Genomic DNA, 14,847 nt, shown 5'->3' with positions numbered 1-14,847 from the left:
GCGCAAGACATGGCTGGTTTTTTCAAGAAGATATTTTCGTTCGGCAAGAAGGAAGTCGTCGAGGAGCGGCCCGACGAGACCGCACCGCTGCCGCCGATCAAATGGGACGAACTGGAGGCGCTGAAACCGGCCGCCGAGCAGGCCGTCCCGGAGTTTTTGAAACGCGAAGAGTCGCGACCCGAAGTCGAAGCCGTACCTCCACCGCCAGTCGAACCAGAGTTGCCTCCGGCACCCCAACCGGCGCCGGAATCGCAGAAGCCTGAGCCGCCGCCGACCGTTCCACCCGAGCCGGAAACGCCTGCTGAGGAACCGGAGGAGATCCGGGCCGAGCCGCAGCAGCCAGAAATCGTCCCCTCCCAGCCAGAACCTGCACCCGTCGAAGTGCCGGTAGTGCCCACCGAGGCTCCCTCAGCAGCGCCAGCGCGCGAAGTCCCGCCCGCCGAAATACCGCCCCCGATCCGCCAGCCAGCGCCGGCCGAGACGAAACCGATCTTGACCGAGATCGCGCCCGAACCGGAGGTCGTGCCGGCGCCCCACCCTCCCATCGAGGGGGAGGTAACGCCCGAGCCAGAAGCCGTTCCGCAACCATCGCCGGAGCCAAAGCCCGCCCCCGGCAAAGTCACCGTGACCAAGAAGGTCGAGCAGAAAGCCGAGCCGCAGAAGGCGCCCGAACCGGCGCCGAGGCGCTCCTGGTTCCAGCGCATGCGAGACGGGCTTGCCCGCTCTTCCAAGGAGTTGTCGGGCAACATCGCCGGCGTCTTCACCAAGCGGAAACTTGACGAGGACACGCTGCAGGACCTGGAGGATGTGCTGATCCGCGCCGATCTCGGCATGGAGACGGCTTTGCGCGTTACCGACGCGCTCTCCGCCAGCCGCTACGGCAAGGACGTCTCCGACACCGAAGTCCGGACCATCATGGCGGCCGAGGTTGAGAAGGTGCTGACCCACGTCGCCATGCCGTTGGAGCTCGACCTCAGCCACAAGCCGCATGTTATCCTGGTGGTCGGCGTCAACGGCACGGGGAAGACCACGACCATCGGCAAGCTGGCGGCGAAGCTCACCGATGGCGGTCTCTCGGTGATGCTCGCCGCCGGCGACACCTTTCGCGCAGCCGCGATCGAGCAGCTGAAGATCTGGGGCGAGCGTACCAACTCGCCGGTCATTGCCTCGAAGCTCGGCGCCGATGCCGCCGGCCTCGCCTACGATGCATTCGAGCGCGCGAAGGAGGCCGGCTCCGACGTGCTGATCATCGACACCGCCGGGCGGCTGCAGAACAAGACCGAACTAATGGCGGAACTGGAAAAGATCGTCCGGGTGCTGGGCAAGCTCGATCCGGAAGCGCCGCACACCGTGCTGCAGACGGTCGATGCCACCACCGGCCAGAATGCGCTCAACCAGGTCGAGATCTTCCGCAATGTCGCCGGCGTCAACGGCCTGGTGATGACCAAGCTGGACGGCACGGCGCGCGGCGGTATTCTGGTGGCGATCGCGGCAAAGCATAAATTGCCGGTCTATTTCATCGGCGTCGGCGAACAGGTCGACGACCTCGAACCCTTTTCCGCAAGCGAATTCGCCAGGGCGATCGCTGGCGTGGCTTGACGAGCATGATCCCAAAAAGTTGCAGGCTTTTTGGATTGAATCATGCGTAAGAAGGACCCTATGAGCCCACCCATCCTCGAACGCGACCTGTCCGATCCGCGCCGCAAGGCATTGAACCCCGGCCTGAAATTCCTGCTCGAACTCGGGCCTGGCCTGGTGTTCTTTTTCACCACCATCCGCGGTGCGTGGCTTGTCGGGAAGTTTCCGATCCTCGGCCATATCGGCGAGCCTATCCTGATTGCCACAGCGTTCTTTATGGTGGCGACGGCGCTATCGCTCAGCGTTTCGTGGATTTTGACGCGCAGCTGGCCGATCATGCCGTTGGTCTCGGCCATCGTGGTGTTTGTGTTTGGCGCGCTGGCGCTGTGGCTGCAGGACAAGACCTTCGCTTTCATGAAGCCGACAATCATCAACAGCCTGTTCGGCATCACGTTGCTTGGCGGGTTGGCGTTTGGCAGATCGCTGTTGGGCTATGTCTTTGATTCCGCCTTCAATCTCGACGCCGAAGGCTGGCGCAAGCTCACTTTCCGATGGGGGCTCTTCTTCCTTTTTCTGGCTGCGCTGAACGAGGTCGTGTGGCGCAACTTTTCTGAGGAAGCCTGGCTTTATTTCAAGGTCTGGGGCACGATTCCCATTACCCTTGTCTTCACGTTAAGCCAAATGCCGTTGATCCTGCGCCATTCGCTCGAGGACAAGACCGGCAAGGAAGAGAAGGCCGGCAAATAGAGCAATTCCAGGAAAGTGTGTAGCGGTTTTCCCGGGAAAAGCGCGTAGCGCTTTCCCTAGGGAATTGCGTCAGAATAAGAGGAGAGGGGCATGGAATTCATCACCACACGCGACGAGTTGAGGACGATCTACAAGACGCCTCGGCCGACTGACGGCTCGATCCGCAAGGAACTGAAGGCATTGGACGGCCACTGCCGTTCCTTCATCGGCAAGAGCCCTTTCGTGCTGATCGGCTCGTCCGACGGCGCCGGCAATGCCGATGTGACGCCCAAGGGCGACAGGCCGGGCTTCGTAACAGTGCTCGACGAGAAGACCATCGCCATCCCCGACCGTCCCGGCAACAACCGGCTCGACACGCTGGAGAACATCCTTCTCAATCCCTCGATCGGGCTGCTCTTCCTCATTCCCGGCATGAACGAAACGCTGCGTGTCAATGGCGATGCCCGCATCACCGTCGATGCGGCATTGCGTGAGCGGCTGGCGGTCGACGGCAAGGCACCGCAAAGCGTCGTCGTGGTAACGGTCAAGGCCGCCTATATGCATTGCGCCAAGGCCTTCATGCGCTCCGAACTGTGGAAGCCGGAGAGCTGGTACGACCGCGCGACGCTGCCGACGCTCGGCCAGATCCTGCGCGACCAGCTGGCGCTCGCCGATTCGGCCGAGGCGACCGACCGCTGGCTGGACGATGAATACAGGAAGACCATGTGGTAGCGTGATCGGCAACGAATCGCCCAAGCCGGTCTCCATTCCTTTGCTGAACATCCTCGCCATCTCCGGCAGCCTGCGCGCCGCCTCGACCAATTCGGCCCTGGTCGCGGCACTCGCGCAAAACGCGCCGCCGGACTGTCACGTCTCCGTCTATGACGGGCTTGGTCGGCTGCCGATCTTCAACCCCGACGACGAAGGCGAGCGAACGCCGCCGCAAGCAGCGGCGCTGATCGATGCGGTCACCGCCGCCGACGGCGTCATCGTCTCCTGCCCGGAATATGCCCACGGTGTGCCAGGCGGCCTGAAGAACGCGCTTGACTGGCTGGTGTCGCGCGATGCCGCCGTTGGCAAGCCAGCCATGCTGGTGCATGCCTCGCCGCGCTCGCTGTTTGCCCGCGCCGCACTGGTCGAGATCATGCGGACAATGTCTTTTGCGCTCCATGAGGAAGCAGCGCTCGAAATAGCGCTGCTCGGCAAGAAGCTGCTGGAGGTGGAGGATATCTTATCGCAGCCTGAAAACCGGCTGACGATGCGCGATGCCCTATCCGCCTTCGCGGAGTTCATCCGCTCGCGGTGAACGCCGGACCGTGCTTTCGTCATCCCAGGGTCTCCGCGACGGAGCTTCGCTCCTGCTCCGCCCTGGGATGACGACGCTAGGAGCTGCGGCCAATCTGTGCCGGGAACTATCCCTTGCCCCTCCGCGTCTCGACGTCGGTCTCGCCGACGAACCAGTCGCGTGCAGCGACCTCCTCGAAAACCACCCAGACATCATTGTTGGTCAGGCCGGTGACGCTGGTGATGGCCGCTGTCACTTGGGCGGCGATCGCGGCCTTTTTGCCGGCCGGGTCATCGGCAATCACCTCCTTGACCAGGCGGATATTCACGAATGGCATGGTTCCCTCCCTTGCATATGCTTGGCGGCCGCTCAGTAGGTTTTGGCGCCGTTGACCATGAGCCGGACCATGTAGAGGGATGTGGTGCCGGCGATGTAGAGGCAGTTCAGCTTGTTGCCGCCGAACACGCAATTGGCGACGACTTCCGGTACCTTGACCTTGCCGATCAGCGTCCCGTCCGGATCGTAGCAATGGACCCCGTCGGCGGCACTGGTCCAGATGCGGCCGTCCGCATCCAGCCTGAAACCGTCGAACAGGCCGGCGGTGCAGTCGGCAAAGACCTTTTCGCCTGAGACCGTCTTGCCGCCCTGGTCGACATTGAACACCCGGATGTGCGCCGGGTTTTGCGCGCCATGGGTGCGGCCGGTGCCGGCGACATAGAGCTTGCTTTCGTCGAGCGAGAAGGCGAGCCCGTTGGGCCTGACCATGTCGGTGATCACCGCCTCGGTCTCGCTGGTGCCGGGATCGACCCGGTAGACATGGCAGGCGCCGATCTCGCTTTCGGCCTTGTCGCCCTCGTAATCGGTATCGATGCCGTAGCTCGGGTCGGTGAACCAGATCGAGCCGTCGGACTTGACCACCGCGTCATTGGGCGAGTTCAGCCGCTTGCCGCGCCATTTGTCGGCGATGGTGACTACCGACCCGTCATGCTCGGTGCGGCTGACGCGGCGGCCGGAATGCTCGCAAGTAACCAGCCGGCCTTGCCGGTCGACCGTGTTGCCGTTGGAATTGCCGGACGGCTGACGGAACACGCTGACGCTGCCGTCGGTCTCGTCGTAACGCAGCATGCGATTGTTCGGGATGTCGGACCAAACCACATAGCGCCCGGCCGCGAACCAGGCCGGTCCTTCCGCCCATCGGCAGCCGGTAAACAGCCTGTCGACCTGTGCATTGCCGTTGAACAGCCGCGAAAAGCGCGGATCGAGAACTTCGTAGAATTCGCTGGCCATGGTTCCTCCCGGTAGCAGTCGCTTGGCAAGGCGCGATCAAGCCAGCCCACGATCGATATGGCAAGATCGATGATGCGTCAGAGGCATTATGGAAGCGAATGCTGGCCCGGACGGCAGGTCACATCCCGCTAACCGGCTATGCGCCCAGCGCAATGGTGCATTGCAACATCTTATTTTTGCAATGCACCATAACTATGTCATGCTCCGTATCGATCAAGGGAGGAACAACTGGCCGCGAAACGCGGCGCAAAAAGGAAACTCGCTATGATCATCGACAGCCTCATGAGCCGCGCTCGCGCCAGCATCGCCAAGCGCCGGCATTACAACCGCCTCGTCGCCGAAATAGACAGCTTCAGCAGCCGTGACCTCGCCGACATGCGCGCCGACCGCTCAGAAATGCTCTACCAGGTCCACAAGCAGATCTACGGCTGAGTCTTCGGTCGACCTATCACGTTCGTCATCCTTGGGCGTAGCGACGCAAAGCGGAGCAAAGACCCTAGCATGACGAAACGGCGGGCCATCAGCCCGGCATGGCCAGCGCCTTCTCGATTTCGGGCAACAGCAGCGTCCGCGCCGAGTCCGGCGTCAGCGGTCCTACATGCTTATAGGCGATCTTGCCATCCTTGCCGATGACGAAGGTCTCCGGCACGCCGTAGACACCCCAGTCGATCGCCGTGCGTCCGGCCTGGTCGACGCCGATCGCCTGGAATGGGTTGCCGAGATCGCCAAGGAACCGACGGGCGTTTTCCGGCTGGTCCTTGTAGTTCAGCGCGGCCATGACGAAGCGTCTGTCCTGCGACAGCGCCAGCAGCACCGGATGCTCTTCGCGGCACGGCGCGCACCAGGACGCGAAGACGTTGACCAGCGTCACCTTGCCGGCGAACTGTTTTGAATCGAGGCCCGGCAAATTGGTGCCTTCGAGCGCCGGCAGGTTGGTCTGCGGCGCCGGCAGGCCGATCAGCGCTGACGGCACTTCCGACACGTCGCGCCCGGACAAAAGCTGCGCCAGGAACAATCCCGCCAGCCCGAGAAAGACCAGCAGCGGCAGCAGCACGATCAGGCGGCGGCGCGCCGGTGTTTGGGTTTCCGTGCTCATGATTTTACTGCCTTATCGGAGCGCCGGCGCACGCCGGATGCCTCCAGCTCGGCAAGCTCTCGCTTGCGGCCGCGCTGGTCGAGCAGAATCCAGCCGATCAGCCCGCCCAGCACCACGGCCGTGATCGCATAGGCGGCGGTGACATAAAGCGCATGTACGCTCATGCTTTTCGCTCCGCGGCGCTTTCCAACCGGTCCGTCTCACGCCGTTCCAACATGTCTTCTCTTAACGCTGCGCCATCGGCTCCGCAATTGTTCGCCGCGCCGCAGGCATGAGCTGAAGCCAACGCATCAATCCGTTCCGTGCCGTAGCGCCAGCGCCGCCGCCACAGGGCCGAGCACGGCAAGAAACAAGGTCAGCGCGGCAAGAATGAGGAAGGGCTGCAGGAATGGATCGGGGTCCGCCACCGCGCCATAGCTTGCCGATACGCCGAAGATCAGCACGGGAATGGTCAGCGGCAGCACGAGCACCGAGATCAGCAGCCCGCCACGCGGCAACGCCACTGCCACCGCTGCACCGGCAGCACCGATGAAGGTGATCGCCGGCGTGCCTACCAGAAGCGTCAACGCCGTGGCGCCGATGCCGGCCGGCTCCATGTTCATGAACAGGCCGAGCAAGGGAGCGGCGATGACCAGCGGCAGCACGCTTCCCGCCCAATGCGCCAGGCATTTCGTCAGAACGGTCAAGGCCAGCATGTGCCGGTCGTTGCCAAGCACCAGAAGATCGAGCGAGCCGTCCTCGCGGTCGGCCTGGAACAGCCGGTCGAGGCCGAGCAGGCAGGCCAGCAAGGCGGCGATCCACAGGATCGCCGGGCCGATGCGGGCCAGCAGCTTCAGCTCGGGACCGACGCCGAAGGGGATGGTCGCGATAACGGCGAGAAAGAAAATCACGCCGGTAAGCGCCCCGCCGCCGGCGCGGATACTCAGCCGGATGTCGCGCAGGAAGAGGGCTAGCATGATGTGAGATGCTTTCGCCTGTGAAGGAATGCCAACATCAGCCGGTCATCCTCAATTCCTTTCCCTCGATCCCCAGCGGCAAATGCGTCGCCGCAACCACGATTCCCCCACTCTCGAGGTGCTTCCCCATCAATTCGCCGAATCTCGCCTCCGAAGCCTTGTCCAGTCCTGCCGTCGGCTCATCGAGCAGCCACAATGGCCGGTGGCTGACCAGCAGTTTTGCAATCGCCGCGCGGCGGCGTTGCCCGGTCGAGAGGTAGCCGAACGGCAGATGGCCGATGCCGCCCAGCCCGACGGTTTCCAGTGCCTCTTCAACACCCGCGGAACCGGCGCCCGAAAAATCGCGCCAGAAGCACAGGTTTTCCGTAACGCTCAGCGCCCTCTTCATCGCGTTGAGGTGGCCGAGATAGTGACAGGCCGAGGCGGCCGACGGAAAGTCCTCGCCACCACCTTCGAACCGCACACGGCCTGCCGCCACCGGCAACAGTCCGGCGACGATCCTGAGCAGCGTCGATTTGCCGGCGCCGTTCGGCCCGGTGACGACCAGCGCCTGGCCATCCCCCAACGCGAATTCGATGCCGGAAAATACCGTCTCGCCGCCGCGTTCGCCGCCAAGATTTTCCGCGATCAGCCGCATCCGTTCCCCTTCGCCGAACGTTCAGGCGCGGCTTCGGTGCGCCGCAGCAAAAATGGCGATTCCGTGTCTAGAACTATTCCAGAAAATTCTCTATATCCGCATCATCCGTGCCAGCGGTCGGCACGGGAACCGAATTTGCGCCGAACCAGCGCGCGTGCCGCCTTGAACGGCCCGGACGCTTGGGAACGGATAGCGGAAATGGCCGTACCCGCACCTTTGCGCGTGATTTGCATGCCCACTGGCGTCCGTTCCCTTCCGGCAACCGACAGTTAGGGATCGCACGTGTCCAAATCACTCGACAGTTTCAATTGCCGCCGCACGCTGACCGCCAGCGGCACCGAGTACATCTACTATGACCTTGTCGAGGCCGAAAAGAACGGCCTCACCGGTATTGCCCAATTGCCCTATTCGATGAAGGTGCTGCTGGAGAATCTGCTGCGCAACGAGGACGGCCGTTCCGTTACCAAGGAGAGCATCCAGGCGGTCGCCGGCTGGCTGACTGACCGGGGCACCGCCGGCGTCGAGATCGCCTATCGCCCGGCTCGCGTGCTGATGCAGGATTTCACCGGCGTTCCAGCCGTGGTCGACCTTGCCGCCATGCGCGACGCCATGGCCTCGCTCGGCGGCGACCCGCAAAAGATCAATCCGCTGGTGCCGGTCGATCTGGTCATCGACCACTCGGTCATCGTCGACGAATTCGGCACGCCACTGGCTTTCGCCCGCAATGTCGAGCTTGAATATGAGCGCAACGAGGAACGCTACAAATTCCTGAAATGGGGCCAGCAGGCGTTCCGTAATTTCCGCGTCGTGCCGCCCGGCACCGGCATCTGCCATCAGGTCAATCTCGAATATCTCGGTCAGGTCGTGTGGACCAACAGCGAAGACGGCGAGACCACCGCCTATCCCGACACCTGCGTCGGCACCGATTCACATACCACGATGATCAACGGCCTCGGCGTTCTCGGCTGGGGCGTCGGCGGCATCGAGGCCGAGGCCGCGATGCTTGGCCAGCCGGTCTCCATGCTGCTGCCTGAAGTCATCGGCTTCCGGCTCACCGGCAGGCTGAGGGAAGGCGTCACCGCCACCGACCTGGTGCTCACCGTCACCCAGATGCTGCGCAAGAAGGGCGTCGTCGGCAAGTTCGTCGAATTCTTCGGGCCGGGCCTGTCCAACATGACGCTGGCCGACCGCGCCACCATCGGCAACATGGCGCCGGAATATGGCGCCACCTGCGGCTTCTTCCCGGTCGACAGCGAAACCATCCGCTATCTCACCATGTCCGGTCGCGACGAAAGCCGCATCGCCCTGGTCGAGGCTTATTCGAAGGCGCAAGGCTTGTGGCGCGATGCCGGCTCTGCCGATCCGGTCTTCACCGACCTGCTGGAGCTCGATCTCGGCAGTGTCGTCCCGTCGATGGCCGGCCCGAAGCGGCCTGAAGGCCGGGTCGCACTTGAAGACATTCCGGCCGGCTTCGCCAAGGCCATGGAGACCGAATACAGGAAGGCCGCCGAAATCGACAAGCGCTATGCCGTCGAGAGCACGGACTACGATCTTGGCCACGGCGATGTGGTCATCGCCGCCATCACCTCCTGCACCAACACCTCGAACCCGAGCGTGCTGATCGGCGCCGGGCTGTTGGCGCGCAACGCCAACCGGCTCGGCCTCAAGCAGAAGCCGTGGGTCAAGACCTCATTGGCGCCGGGCAGCCAGGTCGTCGCCGAATATCTCGAGAAATCCGGCCTGCAGAAGGAGCTCGACCAGATCGGCTTCAACCTGGTCGGCTTCGGCTGCACCACCTGCATCGGCAATTCCGGCCCGTTGCCGGCGCCGATCTCCAAGACCATCAACGATAAGGGCTTGATTGCTGCGGCAGTCTTGTCCGGCAACCGCAATTTCGAAGGCCGCGTCTCGCCCGACGTGCAGGCGAACTATCTCGCCTCGCCGCCGCTGGTCGTCGCCCACGCGCTGGCCGGGACCGTGACCAAAGATCTGACCACCGAGCCGCTCGGCGACGATCGCAACGGCAGTCCGGTCTATCTCAAAGACATCTGGCCAAGTTCGGTCGAGATCCAGGAATTCATCGAGAAGAACGTCACGCGCGAATTGTTTGCCCGCAAGTATGCCGACGTCTTCAAGGGCGACGAGTACTGGCAGAATGTCAAGGCGCCGGAAGGCCAGACCTATGCCTGGGACGACAATTCGACCTATGTGCAGAACCCACCCTATTTCGCCGGCATGAAGTCAGGCTTCGGCAAGATCGGCGATATCAAGGGCGCGCGTGTGCTCGGCCTGTTCGGCGACAAGATCACCACCGACCACATTTCGCCGGCCGGTTCGATCAAGGCGGCCTCGCCGGCCGGCAAGTATCTTACCGACCACGGCGTCGGCGTCGCCGATTTCAACCAGTACGGCACGCGCCGGGGCAACCACGAGGTGATGATGCGCGGCACCTTCGCCAATATCCGCATCCGCAACCATATGCTGGGCGAGAACGGCCGCGAGGGCGGCTACACCATCCATTACCCCTCGAAAGAAGAGGAATCGATCTACGACGCCGCGATGCGCTACAAGAAGGAAGGCGTGCCGCTGGTCATCTTCGCCGGCGTCGAATATGGCAACGGCTCGTCGCGTGACTGGGCGGCCAAGGGCACCAATTTGCTGGGCGTCCGCGCGGTCATCGCCCAGTCCTTCGAGCGCATCCACCGCTCCAATTTGGTCGGCATGGGCGTGATCCCCTTCGTCTTCGAGGAAGGCACCTCATGGGCCTCGCTCAACCTCAAGGGCGACGAACTGGTCGAGATCGACGGACTGAGCAACATCAAGCCGCGGCAGAAGATGATCGCCAGGATCACCTACGGCGACGGCAGCGTCAAAGAGGTTCCGATCATCTGCCGCATCGATACGCTGGACGAGCTCGACTACTTCAAGAACGGCGGCATCCTGCAATACGTGCTGCGCGATCTGGCCGCTTAAGTGAGTAGGGCAATAAGGGAGTAGGGCAGTAGGGTGAAGCAAGGAGAAGCGACTTATTCCCCTACTGCCCTACTGCCCTACTGCCCTATTCCCCCAATTCCCGGCTTTCCAAACCGCGCTGTCGCCGCCAGCAGCACGCCGAGCATCAGCCCGTTGAATATGTGCCACAGGAAATGCGTGCCGAGCGGAAAGCCGCCGCAGACCAGCGGATCGATCATCCTGCAGATGACCGACACGACGAAGATCGCCGAACCCGCCAGATTGTACCAGCCGGCGCGATTGCCGCTGGCCGCCACCCAGGCGCCGAAGAAGGCGAGCGCCAGAAACGGAGGCAGATAGCCGGTCGTCCCGTTCGACGCCTGGCGCAGCCAGTCGGGCACGGCAAAGGTCACCAGCCCGGCAACGGCGTAAAAGGCGACGAAGATGGCGATCGCCCTGCCCCATTTCATGCCGAGAAAACGTCGCAGGTTGAACAGCGTGTAGGCCAGCGTGAACCCTGCAATGGGCAGCACGTCGGCCAGGATCATTGCCCTTGTGGCAAAGGTGTGGAACAGCGACGAGCCGACGCCGATCGCCACCACCCACCAGGCCAGCACTTCGGCGAAGGTGCCGGTGCCGCGCTTGCGCACCTGCCAGACACCCCATAGCCCGGCGGCAAAAAAAGCCAGATTGCTCAGCGCATTGAGCGGTTCGGCCCAGAATTCCGGCCCCATCCGTTCGCAATAGAGGTCGACCGGCGCCAGGAGAGATTGCCACATGCTGATTGCCGCCCGAATCGCTTCCATCGTGTAGTGCAAGTCCACCTATTGCGCCCTTGCCAGTGGTTGCAACGGCAAAATTTCACCGCAACGTGACTTCCCGTTGACTGCCGCTTCTGCCACATATTTCGACAACCAGAACAAAGCCGGCGTCACCGGCGGGATCGGAACGGCCATGCCATCTCGAAGACCATTGCGGCTTGCGGCCCTTGCGCTGGCCCTCTCGGCATTGGCCGGCAGGGTCCTTGCCGAGCCAACCGACAAGCCATTAGGCGTCGTCGAGCTCTTCACCAGCCAGGGATGCAACTCCTGTCCGCCGGCCGACGAATTCTTCGCCGAGCTTGCCGCCAAGGAGGACATCGTCGCGCTCGCCTATCATGTCGATTATTGGGATTACCTCGGCTGGCAGGACACGCTGAGCCGCAAGGAAAATACCGAGCGGCAATACGAGTATATGCGCGCCTTCGGCAGTCGTTCCGTCTACACCCCGCAAGCCGTCATAAACGGCCGCAGCCATGTCAACGGCGCCAGCCGCAAGGAAGTCGACGGCGCGCTGGCCCGCATGGAGAGGGTCGGCGAAGGCATGCGCGTCGGCATCAAGGTCAGCCGGACCAGCGATCGCGTCATGATCGATGCCGGCGACGCCGTGACCGGCCCCACCGACGCGCATGTCGTCATCGTCTATTTCAACCCGCCACAGACGATAAAGATCGGCAAGGGCGAAAACAGCGGCCGCAGCATGACCTACTGGAACGCCGTCTCCACCATCCAGACCGCCGGCATGTGGCACGGCAAGGCGCAGCGCTACGAACTGCCGATGAGCGAGATCGCCAAGAAGGGTGGCTGCGCCGTGCTGCTGCAATCAGTTGGCAAGGACGGCATGCCCGGTCCGATCCTGGGTGCAGCCTTTATCCGCAAGCCTTGAACCGAAACGTCGCGCTGCCCCTCATCCGCCTGCCGGCACCTTCTACCCGGTATAGTGACGGGGAGAAGGGAAACTGGCCGCGGTATCGGCGTTCTTCGTGCAACGCTGGTGATTGGCAAAACCGCAGCCGTCTGCGTCTTTCTCCCCGTCGCTATACGGGGAGAAATGCCCGGCAGGGCAATGAGGGGCTGCGCAGACCGACGGTCATAACGCAATTAGGGCCCCTGCATGGCCATCTTAACGTGCCCCCCGCTTCGGAGGCGATCCCACCGGCCGGCCAATAAAAAACCGGCGTCAGCTTGCTTCTGACGCCGGTCATTTAGGTTTTGGGATCGTCGCACCCGATCTTTCCAAGGAAAAACCGAGGTTGGTTCGATCCGACGCAGACCCGTGGGCGGGGGGCTTGGGGTTTACGAGCCGGTGCCGGACCGAACCGTCTCAGGCAACACCGGTAAATTCGTCGGACATTGGGGCATGAGCACGGATAAAAAAAGGCAGGATTGTGGCGAAGCATCACCAATTCCAACAGGCGTTTCGCAAACGTGACTGGACGCTGGAGAAACCGCGCGGTGCTGGCCTTGCCCGGCCGGGCCTTGCAATTCGGCAACGAAAGCGCCAACTTTGGTCGGCGTACGATTCATTGCGAGGATCCAGGCATGACTGATCGCAGCAGCGGGACGGAGGATGGGGACGCATCCGCAATATTGATCCCGCTGCATGAGGCAAGACGCGAACGCCTCGACCAGCCGGTGCGGTTCGACCGGCGCGAACTGGACCAGATCCTCAGGCTCTACGGCCGTATGGTTGCCGCCAACGAGTGGCGCGACTATGCCATCGACCATCTCGCCGACCGCGCCGTTTTTTCCGTCTTCCGCCGCACCAGCGAAGTGCCGCTTTTCCAGATCGTCAAGGATCCGAAGCTGGCGCGCCGGCAAGGCGCGTTCGCCCTCATCGCCGCCGGCGGGCGCATCCTCAAGCGCGGCCAGGAACTCGGCCGGGTGCTTGGCGTGTTCGACCGAACACTGAAGCTGGTCGAGGCGTAACCCTTTATTTTTACTGTTGGAACTTCCGCTCGGGCAGCGATTGCGGATCAGGCGGGATGGACGCCCCGCCATTGATCGGCAGCTGCATGAACACCGTGTCCAGCCAACGCCCGTGCTTGTAGCCGGAGCCTTCCAGGCGGCCGGAATGACGAAAGCCGAGCTTCTCGTGCAGCCGTACCGAGGCGCTGTCGGGCCGGCCGTCGCCGATCACCGCGATGATCTGGCGAAAACCCGCCACCTTGGCCGCCTCGATCAGCCCTTGCATCAAGAGCAGCCCGACGCCTTGCCCTTTGGCCTCGGGCGCGACATAGACGGAATCCTCAACGACGAAGCGGTAGGCCGGGCGTGGCCGGAACGCCCCGGCATAGGCATAGCCGAGCACGGCGCCGGTCTTTTCCGCAACGAGATAGGGAAAGCCGCCCGCCATCAGGCTGTCGAAGCGCGCGCCCATCTCGGTGCGGCTTGGCGGTTCGAGTTCATAGCTCGCCGTGCCATTCGTTACCGCGTCGGCATAGATTTCCGTGATCCGGTCGAGATCGGCCGACGTCGCGGCCCGCAAGGTGATGCTGCTCATAATTTAGGCACGTCGTTCATCTGCCCTATATCACAGCAAAAGCCGGCACAAAAGAAAAGGGCGGCCATTGGGCCGCCCTTTCCAAACTCGCTGGTCCAGGAAAACCGTATTTAGCGACGGTCGCCCATGAACTGCAACAGGAACATAAACAGGTTGATGAAGTCGAGATAGAGCCTCAATGCGCCCATAATCGCCTTGCGGCCGGCGACATCAGTCTCGTCGCCCTCGAAGTACATCTCCTTGATGTTCTGCGTGTCGTAGGCGGTGAGGCCCGCGAAGATCAGCACGCCGATCGCCGAAACGGCGAAGGAAAGCGCCGACGACTGCAGGAAGATGTTGATCACCATCGCGATGATCAGGCCGACCAGGCCCATGACCAGGAACGACCCGAACGCCGAGAGATCGCGCTTGGTCGTGTAGCCGTAGAGCGACAGCCCGCCAAAGGCGGCGGCGGTGGCGAAGAAGGTCTGCGAGATACTGGCGGTGGTGTAGACCAGGAAGATCGACGACAGCGACAGGCCGACGAGGCCGGCGTAGACCCAGAACGTCGTCTGCGCGGCCGAAACGCTCATCGACTGGACTCGGAACGACAGGAACATCACCGCTGCCAGCGGGGCAAAGATCACCAGCCATTTCAGCGGCGAACCAAAGATCGCGTAGCCGAACGAGGTCAGCATCTCGCCGCTTGGCAACGTCGCGACGGCCGAGGCGGGATCGCTGGTGGTGGCCAGCATGATTGTGCCGACCGCGGCAAGGCCGGTGATGAGGAGGCCAAGCCCCATCAGATTGTAGACCTTGATCATGTAGGCCCGCAGGCCCTGGTCGATGGCAGCATCGACGCCGGCGCCGGGCACGGCGCGCGTCTGATAATTGCGAACGGGATCAGCCATGGAAATCCTCATATTGCTTCTGCCCCGTCCGGTGTCAGGTCCTTTGAACCCAGGCGCCGCTGGCGGGGCTCCAGCATGCCTGCGCCGAAATATGATGGTTCTTGGCGTAAAGGACAAGA

General features: G+C 62.8%; 17 protein-coding genes. 8 read left to right on the top strand and 9 right to left on the bottom strand.

Features of this window, described 5'->3' with window-relative positions:
- Nucleotides 1–9: 9 nt before the first annotated feature.
- The 4 genes from ftsY (at nt 10) to NKI29_RS21610 (ending at nt 3,610) form a co-directional block, all read left to right on the top strand.
- Complete coding sequence (ftsY, locus tag NKI29_RS21625) at nt 10–1,599, top strand: signal recognition particle-docking protein FtsY (protein ID WP_352570019.1); 1,590 nt, start codon at nt 10–12, stop codon at nt 1,597–1,599.
- A gap of 60 nt (nt 1,600–1,659) precedes the next feature.
- Nucleotides 1,660–2,325 (top strand): septation protein A, encoded by a 666-nt coding sequence (locus NKI29_RS21620; RefSeq protein WP_023679806.1) that lies wholly within the window; start codon nt 1,660–1,662, stop codon nt 2,323–2,325.
- Nucleotides 2,326–2,415: 90 nt separating this feature from the next.
- Entirely contained in the window at nt 2,416–3,036 is a 621-nt protein-coding gene (locus tag NKI29_RS21615) for a pyridoxamine 5'-phosphate oxidase family protein (RefSeq protein ID WP_352570022.1), read from the top strand.
- Between the two features lie 40 nt (nt 3,037–3,076).
- On the top strand, nt 3,077–3,610 hold the full coding sequence (locus NKI29_RS21610) for an NADPH-dependent FMN reductase (protein ID WP_352570207.1): 534 nt from the start codon (nt 3,077–3,079) through the stop codon (nt 3,608–3,610).
- Between the two features lie 106 nt (nt 3,611–3,716).
- Here NKI29_RS21610 and NKI29_RS21605 read toward each other — a convergent pair whose 3' ends face one another.
- Nucleotides 3,717–3,926: a tautomerase family protein gene (locus NKI29_RS21605; protein ID WP_023679809.1), complete on the bottom strand. Its 210-nt coding sequence runs from the start codon at nt 3,924–3,926 to the stop codon at nt 3,717–3,719.
- Between the two features lie 32 nt (nt 3,927–3,958).
- A complete protein-coding gene (locus NKI29_RS21600) occupies nt 3,959–4,876 on the bottom strand; it encodes an SMP-30/gluconolactonase/LRE family protein (RefSeq protein WP_352797188.1) in 918 nt (305 codons plus the stop codon).
- 264 nt (nt 4,877–5,140) lie between these two features.
- Here NKI29_RS21600 and NKI29_RS21595 point away from each other — a divergent pair, with 264 nt between their 5' ends.
- The gene (locus NKI29_RS21595; protein WP_023721879.1) at nt 5,141–5,308 is read left to right on the top strand and encodes a hypothetical protein; all 168 of its coding nucleotides are present in this window, start codon (nt 5,141–5,143) and stop codon (nt 5,306–5,308) included.
- A gap of 88 nt (nt 5,309–5,396) precedes the next feature.
- Here NKI29_RS21595 and NKI29_RS21590 read toward each other — a convergent pair whose 3' ends face one another.
- The 4 genes from NKI29_RS21590 to ccmA form a co-directional block, all read right to left on the bottom strand.
- A complete protein-coding gene (locus NKI29_RS21590; RefSeq protein ID WP_352450188.1) occupies nt 5,397–5,972 on the bottom strand; it encodes a DsbE family thiol:disulfide interchange protein in 576 nt (191 codons plus the stop codon).
- Nucleotides 5,969–6,136: a heme exporter protein CcmD gene (ccmD, locus tag NKI29_RS21585; RefSeq protein ID WP_352456348.1), complete on the bottom strand. Its 168-nt coding sequence runs from the start codon at nt 6,134–6,136 to the stop codon at nt 5,969–5,971. The genes NKI29_RS21590 and ccmD overlap by 4 nt, the downstream gene beginning before the upstream one ends.
- 126 nt (nt 6,137–6,262) lie before the next feature.
- The gene (ccmB, locus tag NKI29_RS21580; RefSeq protein WP_023679814.1) at nt 6,263–6,928 is read right to left on the bottom strand and encodes a heme exporter protein CcmB; all 666 of its coding nucleotides are present in this window, start codon (nt 6,926–6,928) and stop codon (nt 6,263–6,265) included.
- 37 nt (nt 6,929–6,965) lie between these two features.
- Nucleotides 6,966–7,565 carry a heme ABC exporter ATP-binding protein CcmA gene (ccmA, locus tag NKI29_RS21575; RefSeq protein ID WP_352570024.1) on the bottom strand — a complete coding sequence of 200 codons (600 nt, stop codon included), beginning with the start codon at nt 7,563–7,565 and terminating at the stop codon, nt 6,966–6,968.
- A gap of 282 nt (nt 7,566–7,847) precedes the next feature.
- Here ccmA and acnA point away from each other — a divergent pair, with 282 nt between their 5' ends.
- On the top strand, nt 7,848–10,538 hold the full coding sequence (acnA, locus tag NKI29_RS21570; protein WP_352570025.1) for an aconitate hydratase AcnA: 2,691 nt from the start codon (nt 7,848–7,850) through the stop codon (nt 10,536–10,538).
- A gap of 77 nt (nt 10,539–10,615) precedes the next feature.
- Here acnA and NKI29_RS21565 read toward each other — a convergent pair whose 3' ends face one another.
- A complete protein-coding gene (locus tag NKI29_RS21565) occupies nt 10,616–11,296 on the bottom strand; it encodes a ceramidase domain-containing protein (RefSeq protein ID WP_352570026.1) in 681 nt (226 codons plus the stop codon).
- Nucleotides 11,297–11,471: 175 nt separating this feature from the next.
- On the opposite strand from NKI29_RS21565, the gene NKI29_RS21560 reads away from it, so the two are divergent.
- On the top strand, nt 11,472–12,221 hold the full coding sequence (locus NKI29_RS21560; RefSeq protein WP_352570028.1) for a DUF1223 domain-containing protein: 750 nt from the start codon (nt 11,472–11,474) through the stop codon (nt 12,219–12,221).
- Between the two features lie 656 nt (nt 12,222–12,877).
- Nucleotides 12,878–13,264: a DUF2794 domain-containing protein gene (locus tag NKI29_RS21555; RefSeq protein ID WP_352797185.1), complete on the top strand. Its 387-nt coding sequence runs from the start codon at nt 12,878–12,880 to the stop codon at nt 13,262–13,264.
- A gap of 10 nt (nt 13,265–13,274) precedes the next feature.
- Here NKI29_RS21555 and NKI29_RS21550 read toward each other — a convergent pair whose 3' ends face one another.
- Both NKI29_RS21550 and NKI29_RS21545 read right to left on the bottom strand, forming a co-directional pair.
- Nucleotides 13,275–13,838, bottom strand: a complete 564-nt coding sequence (locus NKI29_RS21550) for a GNAT family N-acetyltransferase (protein WP_352570029.1) — start codon at nt 13,836–13,838, stop codon at nt 13,275–13,277.
- A 110-nt stretch (nt 13,839–13,948) separates the two neighbouring features.
- Nucleotides 13,949–14,728: a Bax inhibitor-1/YccA family protein gene (locus NKI29_RS21545; protein ID WP_254817871.1), complete on the bottom strand. Its 780-nt coding sequence runs from the start codon at nt 14,726–14,728 to the stop codon at nt 13,949–13,951.
- Between the last annotated feature and the right edge of the window lie 119 nt (nt 14,729–14,847).

This window comes from Mesorhizobium sp. M0678 (genome assembly GCF_040320505.1).
Lineage (GTDB): Bacteria > Pseudomonadota > Alphaproteobacteria > Rhizobiales > Rhizobiaceae > Mesorhizobium.
This window is presented reverse-complemented; position numbering and strand designations above follow the sequence as displayed.